Below are 14,150 nucleotides of genomic sequence, written 5' to 3' on the forward strand. Positions count from 1 at the left end.
GGGCTCCGAGTCGAGGATCGATTCGGAGCCCTGCTTATTCATCCATCGTGTACAGGCAATATCACCGAAGTCGTGGCGTCTCGAAAAGTCGCGGGCGTGACATCGGCGTCGAGGCGCGGCGTGCGAAGCGCCTCGCCTCGGGGATCAGTACTCGGCGTCCAGACCGTCCTGCACCTGTTCAGCCGCACGCAGCACGGCGCGGGCCTTGTTCTCCGTTTCTTGCCATTCGGATTCTGGAACCGAGTCGGCCACGATGCCGGCCGCGGCCTGCACATAGAGATTGCCGTCCTTGACGACGCCGGTGCGAATGGCGATGGCGACATCCATTTCGCCGCCGAACGAGAGATAGCCGACCGCACCGCCGTAAAGGCCGCGCTTGACCGGCTCGAGTTCGTCGATCAGCTCCATGGCGCGAATCTTCGGCGCGCCGGTGAGCGTGCCGGCCGGGAACGTCGCGCGCAGCACGTCGATGTTCGACAGACCCGGTTGCAGACGGCCTTCCACGGAACTCACGATGTGCTGCACATGCGAGTACTTCTCGATCACCATCTTGTCGGTGACGGCGACGGTGCCCGTCTGGGCGATGCGGCCCACATCGTTGCGCGCCAGATCGATGAGCATGACGTGCTCGGCGATTTCCTTCGGATCTCCAAGCAATTCGGTGGCCAGTTCGGCGTCGCGCTCGGGCGTGGCGCCGCGCGGACGCGTGCCGGCCAGCGGGCGAATCGTCACGATTTCCTGTTCGCCGTCGGGCGTTTGCCGACGCTCCTGCCGCACGAGGATCTCGGGCGACGCACCCACCACCTGGAAGTCGCCGAAATTGTAGAAGTACATGTACGGCGACGGATTGAGCGAGCGCAGGGCACGGTAGAGCGAGAGCGGGGCATCGCGATAGGGCTTGATGAGACGCTGGCCGACTTGCACCTGCATCAATTCGCCGGCGGCGATGGCCTCCTTGGCCTTCGCCACGGCCGCGAGATAGTCCGGCTTGGCGAATTCGCGGAAGGTTTCGGTACGCACGCTGCCGGACGTGACCGGCGCATCGACCGGCGCCTTCAGGCGGGCGCGCAGCTCGCGCAGACGCAAGCGGGCTTTCGAGAAGGCTTCGGGCTGCGTGGGATCCGCGTAGATGATCAGGTAGAGCTTGCCGGTCAGGTTGTCGATCACGGCCAGTTCTTCCGTGAGCAGCAACTGAATGTCGGGCAGGTTCAGGTCGTCGTGCGGCGTGGTGTGCGCCAGCTTCTTCTCGATATAGCGCACGGCGTCGTAGCCGAAGTAGCCCGCGAGACCGCCGCAAAAGCGCGGCATGCCCGGGCGCAGGGCCACCTTGAAGCGCGCCTGGAACTGCGTGATGAACTTGAGCGGATCGCCGTCGTGCGTCTCGACGACGACGCCGTCGCGCACGACTTCGGTCTTCGGGCCGAAGCTGCGCAGCAGGGTGTGGGCCGACAGACCGATGAACGAGTAGCGCCCGAAGCGTTCGCCGCCGACCACCGATTCGAGCAGGAAGGTGTTCGCACCGCGCCGGTCACCCAGCGCGAGCTTCAAATACAGCGAGAGCGGCGTGTCGAGATCCGCCAGCGCCTCGGCGATCAGCGGAATGCGGTTGAAGCCTTGGTTGGCCAGCGATTTGAATTCGAGTTCGGTCATATTGCACTCTGCCTGCAAGTTTTGCCGGCGGGCGGTCCCGCAAAATCGGCGTGGATTGGCGTTGAGAATACCTGAGTCGTGTCGGGGTGGGGTGCTGACCCACGTCTAGCCACGGTGAACGCGCGCGCCTGGACGAAGCGATGGCGCTTGCCGCGGCTCGGCGAACCCGCGCGCTGTGCGAGACAGCGCGCCGAGATATGACGTCTTGGGAACAACAACGATGCAAGAAACGGGTTGCTGAAGACGAACTTCAGCGGTCCCGGCCACCCCTTGGAGGGTTCAGCAGGACCAGCGTCGCCAGGGCCAGGCCCCCCGGTCGATCACGCTCAGACTCCGTTTCTTGTTCAGGAACATGCGCTTGAATGCAATGTGGAAGATGGCGAATTCAGCTCGCCAGCGCGGGCGTTGCCTTGGGCAGAATCGCCCGGGCGGCGCCCAGAATTGAGCCGACTATACCATCCGTGTCGATCGTTTGTACAGATTCGCCATGGTTGTAGCCATAAGGCACGGTCAGCGACCGGCAACCTGCCGCCCGAGCTGCCTGTGCATCGTTGCCCGAGTCTCCGATCAGCACGGCTTGCGCCGGCGACACGCCGAAGACTTCGCACGCCTTGACGAGCGGCATCGGGTCAGGCTTGCGCTTGGGCCAGGAATCGCCGCCGTACACAAGGTCGAACTGCTCGGACAGGTCGTAATGCGCCAGCAGCGCCACCGCGAAGCGATGCTGCTTGTTGGTGATGCAGGCCACGGGCAGACCGGCCGCGCGCAGGGCCGCCAGCCCTTCGCGAACTTCCGGGTAGAGCGCCGTGTTCGCGCCGTTGATCGACGTGTAGACGGCTTCGTACTTGTCCTGCGCCCGATCGAACAGGTCGTCGATGTCGGTGTCGGCAAAGCGCTCGGCGAGGGTCTTGCGCACGAGATTGGCGGTGCCCTTGCCCACGAACGTCATCAGGCGTTCGGTCGGCACGGGCGCCGCGCCCAGTTCGGCCAGCATGGCGTTCAGCGCGACCCCGAAGTCGCCCGCCGTGTCGACGAGCGTGCCGTCGAGGTCGATCAGCACCGCCCGGATGCCATTCAGTTGAAGGTCCTGGGTATCGGTCATGCCATGCTCGCCAGTTGTGCGCGCATCTGGTCGATGACCGCCTTGTAGTCGGGTTTGCCGAAGATGGCCGACCCGGCGACGAACGTGTCCGCCCCGGCGGCGGCGATCTCGGCGATGTTCTCGACCTTCACGCCGCCATCGATTTCCAGACGGATCTCACGACCGGTCTCGGCCGTGTAGGCGTCGATGCGCGCGCGCACGGCGCGCAGCTTGTTGAGCGCCTCGGGAAGGAACGACTGGCCGCCGAAGCCGGGGTTCACCGACATGACGAGCACCATGTCCAGACGATCCATCACGTGGTCGAGGTAGTGCAGCGGCGTGCCCGGGTTGAACACGAGACCGGCTTTGCAGCCGTTGTCGCGAATCAGCGAGAGCGTGCGGTCGACGTGGTCCGACGCTTCCGGGTGGAACGTGATCAGGTTGGCACCGGCTTTCGCGAAATCGGGCACGATGCGATCGACCGGGCGTACCATCAGATGCACGTCGATGGGCACGTCCACGTGCGGGCGGATCGCCTCGCACACCATCGGGCCGATGGTCAGGTTGGGAACGTAATGGTTGTCCATCACGTCGAAGTGAATCCAGTCGGCACCTGCCGCCACGACGTTACGGACTTCTTCGCCCAGCCGGGCAAAGTCGGCGGACAGGATGCTGGGGGCGATACAGAATTGCGTCATGGCGGGGCGGGCGAAGGGCGTCAAAAGCGACATTTTAAAGCTTTCGCATGACGCCTGCCGGGTGTGGGCCGAACCGGCGGGCATCGGCACCCCTCGAATCGGTTGCGCACTGGCGTCTTTGCCGGTTGCGACCCGCGACGACTTGCCGCAGAATGCGTTGCAAAACGCCACCAGAGAGCCCGCATGCGCAACAGGAACACCCGATGAGCCAGTACGAATTTACCGTCACCGTGCGCCCGCAATACCTCCCGGAGCAATCGGAACCGGACCGGCAGCAATTCGCCTTCGCCTACACGATCACGATTCGCAACAGCGGGGAGGTGCCGGCGCAACTGATCTCGCGGCATTGGGTGATTACCGACGGCGACAATCATGTGCAGGAGGTCAACGGCCTGGGCGTGGTCGGCCATCAGCCGTTTCTGCAACCCGGCGAGCAGTTCGAGTACACGAGTTGGGCGATGGTCGCCACGCCAGTCGGCACCATGCGCGGCGAGTACTTCTGCGTGGCCGAGGATGGCACGCGTTTCGACGTGCCCATTGCCGAATTCGCGCTGACCATGCCGCGCACGTTGCACTGAGCCGGGCATGCGCGCAGCGTTCGGGCGTCAGCGGCGGTCATCGGACCAGTCTTCGCGGTTGAGCGGGTCCTCGGCCGCGCGGGCGGCGGCGTCCCGATCCCTCGGGTCCACCGGGTCGACGGTGTCGCTCGGCATCGGCCGGATCGCGCGCATCTGGCGAACCCTGCGTTTGGGCGACGGCTTGCGACGCAACACCACAATCGCGGCGACGATCGCGATCGCCAGCAACACCTCCGGCAAGACCAGCAAGGCCGGATATTCATCGAACAGATTACCCATGACGCTCTTCCTGACGAAGTTCGGGCGGTGGCGCGCCGGCCGGGGCCTGGCGTTCGCCGCGTTTGCCGCATTGCTCTACGGTTGTTCGAGTGTGCCTCCGACGAGCCCGTCTCGTCCAGGCACGCCGCCGTCAACCGTGGCGACACCTCCCTCCGGCGCGGGTCGCATGCAGGCCGTGTCGTGGTCGCAGGTCGATGGCTGGCAGGACGACTCGCTCATCGGCGCGCGCCTCGCGCTCGCCCAGAGCTGCGTGAAGCTGGGACGTCAGACGAACTGGCAACCTGCCTGCCGCGCGTCCGAGCATATCGACGATCTGGACCCGGCCGCGGTCAGGCAGTTCTTCGAGCAGTACTTTACGCCGTTTCGCATTGCCAACGCCGACGGCACGCAGACGGGCCTGATCACGGGCTACTACGAGCCGTTGCTGCACGGCTCGCGCGTGCGTGGCGGCGTGTATCAGACACCGCTCTACAAATGGCCGACCGGCCGGCGCGCCGGATCGCTGCCCGCCCGTGCAGAACTCATGCGCAGCGGCATTCTGCGCGGTCACGAGCTGGTGTACGTCGACGACCCCGTCGAGGCGTTCTTCCTGCAGGTGCAAGGCTCGGGCCAGGTGCTGCTCGACGACGGCACCATCATGCGCGTGGGCTACGCGGGCAACAACGACCAGCCGTACAAGTCGATTGGCCGCTGGCTGATCGATCATGGCGAGATTACGCCCGCGCAGGCGACGATGCAGGGCATTCGCGCGTGGGCGCGTGCCAATCCGACGCGCGTCGACGCCTTGCTCGATGTGAACCCGCGCTTCGTTTTCTTCCGCGAAATGCCGAATCACGGCGTGGGCGGCATCGAGGGACCGGTGGGCGCCTTGGGCGTGCCGCTCACGGCGGAGCGCTCGATTGCCGTGGATCCGGCCTCGATTCCGCTGGGCAGCCCGGTGTTCCTCGCGACGACGCGTCCGCCGTTCGGCGCCCAGGCGAATGCGCCGATCAACCGCCTGATGTTCGCGCAGGACACCGGCAGCGCGATCAAGGGCGGTGTGCGCGCCGACTTCTTCTGGGGATTGGGCGATGACGCCGGCGATCTGGCCGGACGCATGCGCCAGAGCGGCCGGATGTGGGTGTTCCTGCCGAATCGGTGAGCGTCACTGACGGTCGGTGACGGTCGGGCGTCAATGAAAACCGCCCGCAAAGGGTGAACTGAACCCCAAGGGTCGGACAGGGATCCGACCCTTGGGGTTTTTCATGACGAAGCCCGACGAGCGTTTGTCGTCGTGCCGGACCCTATCAGGGCTCAGCGCACCCGCTTGTCCAGAACCCGGCGTGCCTTGCCCACCGAGCGCTCGATGCCGCCGACCGGCTTCACGCGCACCGCGCACGACACGCCGATGAGCGTCTTGATGTCGCGCTTGAGTTCGCCGCCCGCCGATTGCAGGGCCGCGTCGTCATGGCAGCCGGCGGCCGCCTCGACCTCAACGGCCATCGTGTCCATCGGACCCTCTTTGTCGAGGATGATCTGATAGTGCGGTGAGAGCACCGGCTGGCGCAGCAGCAGTTCCTCGATCTGCGACGGGAAGACGTTCACGCCGCGAATGATCATCATGTCGTCGGAGCGGCCGGTGATCTTCTCCATGCGGCGCATCGTGCGCGCCGTGCCCGGCAGCAGACGCGTGAGATCGCGCGTGCGGTAGCGGATGATCGGCAGTGCTTCCTTCGTGAGCGAGGTGAACACCAACTCGCCGAACTCGCCGTCGGGCAGCACCTCTCCGGTCTGCGGATCGATGATCTCGGGGTAGAAGTGATCTTCCCAGATCGTCGGGCCGTCCTTGGTCTCGGCACATTCGCTGGCAACCCCCGGGCCCATCACTTCCGACAGACCGTAGATGTCGACCGCATCGATCCCCATGCGCTTCTCGATGGCCGAGCGCATGTCGTTCGTCCACGGTTCCGCGCCGAAGATGCCGATGCGCAGCGACGATTCGGCGGCCACCATGCCCTGACGCTCGAGTTCGTCGGCAATCGCGAGCATGTAGCTCGGCGTGACCATGATGATGTCCGGCTTGAAGTCCTGGATCAGTTGCACCTGCTTCTCGGTCTGGCCGCCGCCGAACGGGATCACCGTCAAGCCGGCACGCTCGGCGCCGTAGTGCGCCCCGAGACCGCCCGTGAACAGACCGTAGCCGTAGCTGACATGCACCTTGTCGCCGCGTCGTGCGCCGGCGGCACGGATCGAGCGCGCCACCAGATCGGCCCACGTGCTGATGTCGTTGGCCGTGTAGCCCACGACCGTCGGCTTGCCCGTCGTCCCCGAGGACGCATGCACGCGCGAGACCTGCTCCATCGGCACGGCGAACATGCCGAACGGATAGCTGTCGCGCAGATCCTGCTTCGTCGTGAACGGAAATTTGGCCAGATCGGCCAGCGAGGTCAAATCGTCCGGGTGGACGCCGGCCTCGTCGAACTTCCGGCGATACACCGGCGAATTCTCATAGGCATGCCGCAACGTCGTCTTCAGACGGTCGAGCTGAAGGGCGCGCAGTTCGTCGAGGCTCGCTTTCTCGATCGGCTCGAGCGGCAAGGCGGTGGTCATGACTGTCTCCTTGGGTCTGGCTACTGACTACTACTGATACTCACTAATACCTTGGTGTCTCGCGAACCCGTGTCGGGATACGCGTGCTGCCGGGACGCGTCAGACGACGTTGCCCTTGATCTGTGCGGACTTGCCGCGGAACATCGCGACGGCTTCACCAGCCGAGTTCGTCAAGCGAATGTCGTAGATGCCGTGACGCCCCGAGAGCACCTGCTCCTGCGCCTCGGCTGTGAGCGTGTCGCCCCCCGAGACCGGCTTCAGGAATTCGATGCTGCACCCGGCGGCCACCGTATTGATGTTGTAGCTGTTGCACGCGAATGCAAACGTCGAGTCGGCCAGCGTGAACATCAGGCCGCCGTGACAGATGGCGTGGCCGTTGAGGAATTCGTCGCGGATACGCATCGTCATGCGGGCATAGCCCGGACGCACTTCCTGCAACTCCATGCCGAGCCACTGGCTCGCGCGGTCACTGCGGTACATGGCCTCGCCCGTGGCGTGGGCGAGTTCGTCCGGGGTCATCTCACTGGTTGCCTTGGGGGCGGGGGCGGTCAGGCTCATCGTGTCTCTCGTCTTGTCGTTTTGTCGTCGGGGCGGTCGGTCAGCGGCCTTCGAACTTCGGCGCGCGCTTCTCCAGGAACGCGTTCACGCCTTCGGCATAGTCGTACGATGCGCCCAATGTGCGCTGTCCGTCGCGTTCGAGATCGAGTTGCTGGTCGAGCGTGTTGGTCGCCGAGGCGTACAGCGCTTCCTTGATTGTCGCGAGCGCCTTCGTGGGTTGCGATGCGAGTTGCGCGGCAAGTTTCTGCGCCTCGGGCATGAGCGCACCGTCGTCGACGCAGCGCCAGATCAGCCCCCACTGTTCGGCCTGTTCGGCCGAAAGCTTGTCGCCGAGCATCGCCAGCCCCATCGCGCGAGCCATCCCGACGCGTTGCGGCAAGAACCACGTGCCGCCCGTGTCGGGCAGCAGCCCGATCTTCACGAACGCCTGCAGGAAGTTGACGGACGCGCCCGCGAGCACGATGTCGCAGGCGAGCGCCAGATTCGCGCCCGCGCCCGCGGCGATGCCGTTTACGGCCGCGATCACCGGCAGCGGCATCGCGCGCAGCTTGCGCACGAGCGGGTTGAAGTTCTCGTCGATCAGTGCCCCGAGATCGGTCGAGGAGCCCGGCGTGAAGTCGAGATCTGCCAGATCCTGACCGGCGCAGAAGCCGCGTCCGGCACCGGTCAGCACAATGGCGCGCGCGCCCTGTGCCTGCGCGGTATCGAGGGCGTCGCGCAACGCCGCATGCATTTCCCGCGTGAAGCTGTTGAGCTTCTCGGGACGGTTGAGCGTGATCGTCGCGACGTTGGCTTGCAGCGTCAGTTGAACCGTGGCGGTCATCGGTGTCTTCCTCCGGGTGTCGTCTATCTTGCGTGTGGGGGCGGGGCGCGCGATCAGAGGCGCTCGATGGCGATTGCGATGCCCTGGCCCACGCCGATGCACATCGTGCACAGCGCATAGCGTCCGCCGGTTCGGTGCAGCTGATACATCGCCGTGGTCACCAGACGCGCGCCCGAGGCGCCCAGCGGGTGGCCCAGCGCAATCGCGCCGCCGTTCGGGTTCACGCGGGCGTCGTCGTCGGCCACGCCGAGCTGACGCAACACCGCCAGGCCTTGGCTTGCGAAGGCTTCGTTCAGTTCGATCACGTCGAACTGGTCCAGCGTCATGTTCAATTGCCGCAACAGCTTGAGGGTGGCCGGGGCAGGGCCGATGCCCATGATGCGCGGGGGCACACCGGCGGTGGCCATGCCGAGCACGCGCGCGCGCGGCGTGAGGCCGTGCAGCTTGGCGGCGCTCTCGCTGGCGAGCAGCAGCGCGCATGCGCCGTCGTTCACCCCGGAGGCATTGCCTGCGGTGACGGTGCCGTCCGCACGGACCACGCCCTTGAGCTTGGCCAGCGCTTCGAGGCTCGTGGCGCGCGGATGCTCGTCACGCTCGACGATGATCGGATCGCCCTTCTTTTGCGCGATCGAGACCGGCGTGATTTCCTGTGCGAGTGTGCCGTCGGCCTGCGCGCGCGCCGCCTTCTCCTGGCTGCGCACGGCGAAACGGTCCTGATCTTCACGGCTGATCTTGAAGTCGTCAGCGACGTTTTCGGCCGTCTCCGGCATCGAGTCCACGCCGTATTGCGCCTTCATCAGCGGGTTGATGAAGCGCCAGCCGATGGTCGTGTCGAAGATCGCGGCCTGGCGCGAAAACGCGCTGTCGGCCTTGCCCATCACGAACGGTGCACGGGTCATCGATTCGACGCCACCAGCGATCATCAGTCCGGCTTCGCCTGCCTTGATGGCGCGTGCGGCGGTGCCGATGGCATCCATGCCCGAGCCGCACAGACGGTTGAGCGTGGCGCCCGGCACGTCGATCGGCAACTCGGCGAGCAGCGCGGACATTCGGGCGACGTTACGATTGTCTTCGCCAGCCTGATTGGCGCAGCCGTAGATGACATCGTCGATCAGCGTCCAGTCGACGTTCGGGTTGCGCGCCATAAGCGCCTTGAGCGGAATCGCGCCGAGGTTGTCGGCGCGCACGTCCTTCAGGGCGCCGCCGTAGCGGCCAATGGGCGTGCGGATCGCGTCGCAGATGAAGGCTTCGGTCATGATCGTTCGTTCCTGTCTTGTCGTGGGACGGGGTTGGCTCGGTGGCGGCCGTGCGACGGTCAATGATTCGCGGAATCACTGACCGTCACCTGGCCGTGTGCGGCGGCGCGCGCAGCGCTGGGTTTCCCGTCCTCTAGTCTATCTAAGCGGTATCGGAGACTCAGGCGGCGCCAGCGTCGGACTTGGCCGGCACATGGTGGCGGCTTTGCACGACACGGAACCGATTCGCGACGAAGGCGGCGTCGGCCAGGCTCGCATTGGCGGCCGGGTTGCCGCCCGTGCCGTGGTAATCCGAGTAGGCCGCGGATTGGTTCACGAACACACCGCCCGTCAGGTTGAGCGACAGGGCGACGCGGCCTTCGATGGCGGCGTCGAGCGCCTGCGCTTCTCCCTCGGCGGACGTCGTGTAAGCCGACAACGTGAGCGCGCCATGCTGCGCGGCGGTGCGTCCGGCCAGGGCGAACGCCTGGGCGCTGCTGTCCACGGCGATCACGAAGGCGATCGGGCCGAACCACTCGCGGGTGTAGGTGGCTTCGTCGGCAACATCGAGCGCGACGATCAACGGCGTGCGCACGCGGGCATCGGCGAAGGCCGGGTGCTGGAGCGTCTGGCTGTCGAGCACGACGCGGCCGACCTTGCGGGCCTCGTCGATGCGGGCGAGCACGCCTTCGTTCTGGATCGCACCGAGCAGTTCGACGGCCTTGGCCGGGTCGCTGCACGTCTTCTGGACGCTGCCTGCGATGGCGGCGACGACTTCTTCGAACGACACCTTGCCGTCGGGCGTCTGGATGCCGTCGCGCGGAATGTAGATGTTCTGGGGCGCGGTGCACATCTGGCCCGAGTACAATGCGAGCGAGAAGCCGATATTGCGGGCCATGCCCTTCAGGTCGTCCGTCGAATCGACGACGATCTGGTTCACCCCGGCCTTCTCGGTGTAGACCTGCGCCTGACGTGCGTGCGTCTCGAGCCAATCGCCGTTGGCGGTGCTGCCCGTGAAGTCGATCACGCGCACTTCACCACGCGTGGCCAGTTGCTGCACGATGGCACCGTCGTTCGGGTTGGTGGCCGCAAGTGTGACGACGTCCGGATCGAAACCGGCTTCGCGCAGCACGTCGCGCGCGATCTTCACCGTGATGGCGAGCGGCAGAATCGCGCCCGGGTGCGGCTTGACAATCACGGCGTTGCCGGTGGCCAGGCTGGCAAACAGGCCCGGGTAACCGTTCCACGTCGGGAACGTGCAGCAGCCGAGCACCAGCGCCACGCCGCGCGGCACGACGGTGTAGCGCTTTTCCATGGCGAGCGGCGGATTCTTGCCTTGCGGCTTTTCCCAGTAGGCGTTTGCCGGGACACGACGCAGCTCGTCCCAGGCATAGGCCACGGCTTCGAGGCCGCGATCCTGCGCGTGCGGGCCGCCGGCCTGGAAGGCCATCATGAAGGCCTGACCGGTCGTGTGCATCACGGCGTTGGCGATTTCAAAGCTACGCGCGTTCAGGCGCTTGAGAATTTCCAGCGACACGCCGACCCAGGCGTCCGGGGTGGCGGCGCGCCACGACTGGTGGGCGTCGCTCACGCGCGCGAGCAGGGTGTCGATTTCGAAACCGGGATACGTCGTACCGAGGGCAAAGCCGAACGGCGAGGCCTCTTGACCGACGCTGCCCGTGCTGCCGCGTTGTTCCAGCGGGAAGGCGGCATTCAGATACTGTTTGAATGCGGCTTCGCCGTCGGCGGCGGCCGTCTCGCCATAAGCACGCGGGCTCGGCATTTCGGCAAACGGGCTCCAGTATCCACGCGTGGCGATGGCCTGGAGGGCGCGCTCGAGAGTCTCTTGGTGTTTGGCGAAGAGGGGATGAGTCATGGTTGTGGATCTGTCCGTGTCGGAATGCGGCTGGCGGATTCGCTGTCTGCCGACGGGCGGCAAGACGCAGGTGACGGCACCGGGTCGTCGTCGATCACTGTCATCGACATTAATTAACCGACCGGTTGGTTTGTTAATATAGCACCAAATCTTCCGGGCGTGGCACACGATGACGCCGGGTTTTCCCCGACGGCCGTGGCGGCGTCTCGAGAGTTGAGCGTAGGCGGTGGCGATGACGGTGATGAGGCTGCGATTCGGCTTCGGTTCGGCTGTCACTCGGCTGTCGTTCGGCGGTGATTCGGCGCGAGGCGGCGGGCCGTCTGCTCGGCGGAACGCCAGGTGCGTGGCCGGGGGATCGATGGCATCATGCTTAATCACTACAGTCGACGCCCGGCGGGTCGGGTGACCCCCAACTCGCCGTGGGCGCCGCAGCGCTGTTGCGAACCAACGGCGTATCCATCGCCTTATGCCTGTTTCCGGTGACTGCCCGGGTGTCGATGTTCCGGCAGCGCCGGTCCCCCGAAACCTGAAGACGAGATTTTGACTGGAGGAAGAAGAGGATGACGTACGAGAACATTCTGGTGGAGACGCGCGGTCGTGTCGGTCTGATCACGCTGAATCGTCCGAAAGCGCTCAATGCGCTGAATGATGCGCTGATGGACGAACTGGGCGCCGCGCTCACCGCGTTCGACGCCGACGAAGCCATTGGCTGCATGGTGATTACCGGCAGCGAGAAGGCGTTCGCCGCGGGGGCCGACATCGGCATGATGTCGAAGTACACCTTTGCGGACGTCTTCAAGGGCGACTACATCACGCGTAACTGGGAGACGGTGCGCCGCATTCGCAAGCCGGTCATCGCGGCCGTGTCGGGCTTCGCGCTCGGCGGCGGCTGTGAGCTGGCAATGATGTGCGATTTCATCATCGCCGCGGAGAACGCCAAGTTCGGCCAGCCGGAAATCAAGCTCGGCGTGATTCCGGGTGCCGGCGGCACGCAACGTCTGACGCGCGCCGTGTCGAAAGCCAAGGCCATGGACATGTGCCTGACGGCGCGTTTCATGGACGCGACCGAGGCCGAGCGCGCCGGACTGGTCTCGCGCGTGGTGCCGCTCGAGACGCTGCTCGACGAAGCGATCGGCGCGGCCAACACCATTTGCGAATACTCATTGCCGGTCGTGATGGCGGCGAAGGAAGCCGTCAACCGCGCGTTCGAGTCGACCCTGGACGAGGGCGTGCAGTTCGAGCGCCGGATGTTCCATTCGCTCTTCGCGCTCGAAGACCAGAAGGAAGGCATGGCGGCGTTCGTCGAGAAGCGCAAACCGGTTTTCAAGCATCGCTGATCACCGACGTAAAGTATCGCGACGACCTCCTCCGGGGAGGTCGTCTTATGATAGGCTGCCGGTTTTTTCAGCAAGGGACAAAACGATGTCGATCAACCGACGCGCATTTGCACTGGCCGTAGTCGTGGCCTCGGGGCTGCTGTTGAGTGCCTGCGGGAAGAAGGAAGAATCGGCGGCGGGCCGCTCGGCGGGGGCGGACGGCGCACAGACCGTGTACGTCGTCGGTACGGACGCCGCCTACGCGCCATTCGAGTTCGAAACCGATACGCGTCAGATCGCGGGCTTCGACATCGATGTGATGAAGGCTGTCGCGGACAAGGCGGGCATCTCCGTGCGTTTCGTCAATACGCCGTTCGAGGGCATCTTCAATTCGTTGGTTCAGGGCGATAGAGATATTCTGATTTCGGCGATCACGATCACCGACGAGCGTCGCAAGCAGATGGACTTCTCGTCGCCTTACTTCGAGGCGTCGCAGTTGATCGCCGTGCCGCTGAACTCGACCGTGCAGAAGTTCGACGATCTGAAGTCGCTGAAGGTGGGCGTGCAGACGGCCACCACGGGCGACGAGGTGGTACAGAAGCTTATGGGCAAGAACAATCCGTCGGTCAAACGCTTTGAAGGCACGCCGCTCGCGATGAAGGAGCTGGAGGCCGGCGGTGTCGACGCGGTGGTGGCAGACAACGGCGTTGTGGTGAACTTTGTTGCCAACAATCCGGATGCCAAGCTGCGTACGGTCTCCGATAGCAGCTTTCCCAAGGAGTATTACGGGATCGCGGTACGCAAGGGGGATGCCGAGTTGCTGGGCAAGATCAACAAGGGGATCGAGGCGATCAAGGCGGACGGGACGTATGACGCCATCTTCGCGCGTTACTTTGGCAAGAAGTCCTGAAGCTGCCACGCCGCGGGCGCCTGCGGGTGCTGTGGTTATTTAAAGAAGCCCCGCCCAGTCATATGGCGGGGTTAATAGGATGGTCAGCCCGATCCTCGCCCAGTGGACTACGCTGAGTGAGGATTTTTCTTTTTTGGAGGGCGATCATGGATGCGGTATCGCTGATCGGGATTGATCGCCTATGGCTTTTTCAAAATATTTTCACAAAGGGCTTGCCAGGGTACGGGGTTTTCACTAATATCTCGTCTCTCGCAACGACAGCGACGCAGCGAAAGCGGCGAAGCGGTGGTGGCGACGGGCTGGAAAGCCCGGTGGTTAGTGGTTTTGGAGCTAGTGAGTCGCTACGGCGATGAGCGAAGAAGGCGAAAAAAACTGTTGACGACGACGAGAAGCTGCGACATAATCTCACTTCTCTGCTGCTGATGCAGCGACGCAGAAAACGAAGCGACGGCGCGGTAAGTGTGCGACGAAGCGAAGTTCGATGCGATTGATCTTTAAAAACTAGACAACCGATAAGTGTGGGCACTCGATGAATGGTGCGTCTGCTTCGGCAGATA

Annotated in this window: 13 protein-coding genes; 4 read left to right on the forward strand and 9 right to left on the reverse strand. The window is 64.7% G+C overall.

Features of this window, described 5'->3' with window-relative positions:
- Window positions 1–144: 144 nt before the first annotated feature.
- The 3 genes from trpE to rpe all read right to left on the reverse strand — a co-directional run bounded on the left by trpE (window position 145) and on the right by rpe (window position 3,429).
- Window positions 145–1,650 (reverse strand): anthranilate synthase component I, encoded by a 1,506-nt coding sequence (gene trpE, locus PEP31012_RS16715; RefSeq protein WP_150590428.1) that lies wholly within the window; start codon window positions 1,648–1,650, stop codon window positions 145–147.
- A gap of 385 nt (window positions 1,651–2,035) precedes the next feature.
- On the reverse strand, window positions 2,036–2,752 hold the full coding sequence (locus PEP31012_RS16720) for a phosphoglycolate phosphatase (RefSeq protein ID WP_150590429.1): 717 nt from the start codon (window positions 2,750–2,752) through the stop codon (window positions 2,036–2,038).
- Window positions 2,749–3,429 carry a ribulose-phosphate 3-epimerase gene (rpe, locus tag PEP31012_RS16725; RefSeq protein ID WP_150590452.1) on the reverse strand — a complete coding sequence of 227 codons (681 nt, stop codon included), beginning with the start codon at window positions 3,427–3,429 and terminating at the stop codon, window positions 2,749–2,751. The genes PEP31012_RS16720 and rpe overlap by 4 nt, the downstream gene beginning before the upstream one ends.
- Window positions 3,430–3,632: 203 nt before the next feature.
- On the opposite strand from rpe, the gene apaG reads away from it, so the two are divergent.
- Window positions 3,633–4,007 carry a Co2+/Mg2+ efflux protein ApaG gene (gene apaG / locus PEP31012_RS16730; protein WP_150590430.1) on the forward strand — a complete coding sequence of 125 codons (375 nt, stop codon included), beginning with the start codon at window positions 3,633–3,635 and terminating at the stop codon, window positions 4,005–4,007.
- Between the two features lie 27 nt (window positions 4,008–4,034).
- On the opposite strand, the gene PEP31012_RS23695 is transcribed toward apaG, so the two are convergent.
- A complete protein-coding gene (locus PEP31012_RS23695; RefSeq protein WP_174978260.1) occupies window positions 4,035–4,286 on the reverse strand; it encodes a hypothetical protein in 252 nt (83 codons plus the stop codon).
- On the opposite strand from PEP31012_RS23695, the gene mltA reads away from it, so the two are divergent.
- On the forward strand, window positions 4,285–5,427 hold the full coding sequence (gene mltA, locus PEP31012_RS16735; RefSeq protein WP_246171342.1) for a murein transglycosylase A: 1,143 nt from the start codon (window positions 4,285–4,287) through the stop codon (window positions 5,425–5,427). The genes PEP31012_RS23695 and mltA overlap by 2 nt on opposite strands.
- Window positions 5,428–5,579: 152 nt before the next feature.
- On the opposite strand, the gene paaK is transcribed toward mltA, so the two are convergent.
- From paaK to paaN, 5 genes are all read right to left on the reverse strand, one after another.
- A complete protein-coding gene (gene paaK, locus PEP31012_RS16740; RefSeq protein ID WP_150590431.1) occupies window positions 5,580–6,875 on the reverse strand; it encodes a phenylacetate--CoA ligase PaaK in 1,296 nt (431 codons plus the stop codon).
- A 99-nt stretch (window positions 6,876–6,974) separates the two neighbouring features.
- Entirely contained in the window at window positions 6,975–7,433 is a 459-nt protein-coding gene (gene paaI, locus PEP31012_RS16745; RefSeq protein ID WP_174978265.1) for a hydroxyphenylacetyl-CoA thioesterase PaaI, read from the reverse strand.
- A gap of 40 nt (window positions 7,434–7,473) precedes the next feature.
- Window positions 7,474–8,256 (reverse strand): 2-(1,2-epoxy-1,2-dihydrophenyl)acetyl-CoA isomerase PaaG, encoded by a 783-nt coding sequence (paaG, locus tag PEP31012_RS16750; RefSeq protein ID WP_150590432.1) that lies wholly within the window; start codon window positions 8,254–8,256, stop codon window positions 7,474–7,476.
- A gap of 53 nt (window positions 8,257–8,309) precedes the next feature.
- Window positions 8,310–9,512: a 3-oxoadipyl-CoA thiolase gene (gene pcaF, locus PEP31012_RS16755; RefSeq protein ID WP_150590433.1), complete on the reverse strand. Its 1,203-nt coding sequence runs from the start codon at window positions 9,510–9,512 to the stop codon at window positions 8,310–8,312.
- A gap of 160 nt (window positions 9,513–9,672) precedes the next feature.
- Window positions 9,673–11,367 (reverse strand): phenylacetic acid degradation protein PaaN, encoded by a 1,695-nt coding sequence (gene paaN, locus PEP31012_RS16760; RefSeq protein WP_150590434.1) that lies wholly within the window; start codon window positions 11,365–11,367, stop codon window positions 9,673–9,675.
- A 560-nt stretch (window positions 11,368–11,927) separates the two neighbouring features.
- Here paaN and PEP31012_RS16765 point away from each other — a divergent pair.
- Together PEP31012_RS16765 and PEP31012_RS16770 are read left to right on the forward strand one after the other, a co-directional pair.
- Complete coding sequence (locus PEP31012_RS16765; RefSeq protein ID WP_150590435.1) at window positions 11,928–12,704, forward strand: enoyl-CoA hydratase; 777 nt, start codon at window positions 11,928–11,930, stop codon at window positions 12,702–12,704.
- A gap of 85 nt (window positions 12,705–12,789) precedes the next feature.
- Window positions 12,790–13,593, forward strand: a complete 804-nt coding sequence (locus tag PEP31012_RS16770) for a basic amino acid ABC transporter substrate-binding protein (protein ID WP_150590436.1) — start codon at window positions 12,790–12,792, stop codon at window positions 13,591–13,593.
- Window positions 13,594–14,150: the final 557 nt, after the last annotated feature.

It is taken from the genome of Pandoraea eparura, from assembly GCF_902459725.1.
In the GTDB taxonomy this organism is placed as follows: domain Bacteria; phylum Pseudomonadota; class Gammaproteobacteria; order Burkholderiales; family Burkholderiaceae; genus Pandoraea; species Pandoraea eparura.

Bases quoted from the DNA above. Each gene is read 5' to 3' on its own strand.
- paaN (WP_150590434.1), bottom strand. From the start codon at position 11,367: ATGACTCATCCCCTCTTCGCCAAACACCAAGAGACTCTCGAGCGCGCC.
- PEP31012_RS16770 (WP_150590436.1), top strand. From the start codon at position 12,790: ATGTCGATCAACCGACGCGCATTTGCACTGGCCGTAGTCGTGGCCTCG.
- apaG (WP_150590430.1), top strand. From the start codon at position 3,633: ATGAGCCAGTACGAATTTACCGTCACCGTGCGCCCGCAATACCTCCCG.
- paaI (WP_174978265.1), bottom strand. From the start codon at position 7,433: ATGAGCCTGACCGCCCCCGCCCCCAAGGCAACCAGTGAGATGACCCCG.
- paaK (WP_150590431.1), bottom strand. From the start codon at position 6,875: ATGACCACCGCCTTGCCGCTCGAGCCGATCGAGAAAGCGAGCCTCGAC.
- mltA (WP_246171342.1), top strand. From the start codon at position 4,285: ATGACGCTCTTCCTGACGAAGTTCGGGCGGTGGCGCGCCGGCCGGGGC.
- rpe (WP_150590452.1), bottom strand. From the start codon at position 3,429: ATGACGCAATTCTGTATCGCCCCCAGCATCCTGTCCGCCGACTTTGCC.
- PEP31012_RS16765 (WP_150590435.1), top strand. From the start codon at position 11,928: ATGACGTACGAGAACATTCTGGTGGAGACGCGCGGTCGTGTCGGTCTG.
- PEP31012_RS16720 (WP_150590429.1), bottom strand. From the start codon at position 2,752: ATGACCGATACCCAGGACCTTCAACTGAATGGCATCCGGGCGGTGCTG.
- paaG (WP_150590432.1), bottom strand. From the start codon at position 8,256: ATGACCGCCACGGTTCAACTGACGCTGCAAGCCAACGTCGCGACGATC.
- PEP31012_RS23695 (WP_174978260.1), bottom strand. From the start codon at position 4,286: ATGGGTAATCTGTTCGATGAATATCCGGCCTTGCTGGTCTTGCCGGAG.
- pcaF (WP_150590433.1), bottom strand. From the start codon at position 9,512: ATGACCGAAGCCTTCATCTGCGACGCGATCCGCACGCCCATTGGCCGC.
- trpE (WP_150590428.1), bottom strand. From the start codon at position 1,650: ATGACCGAACTCGAATTCAAATCGCTGGCCAACCAAGGCTTCAACCGC.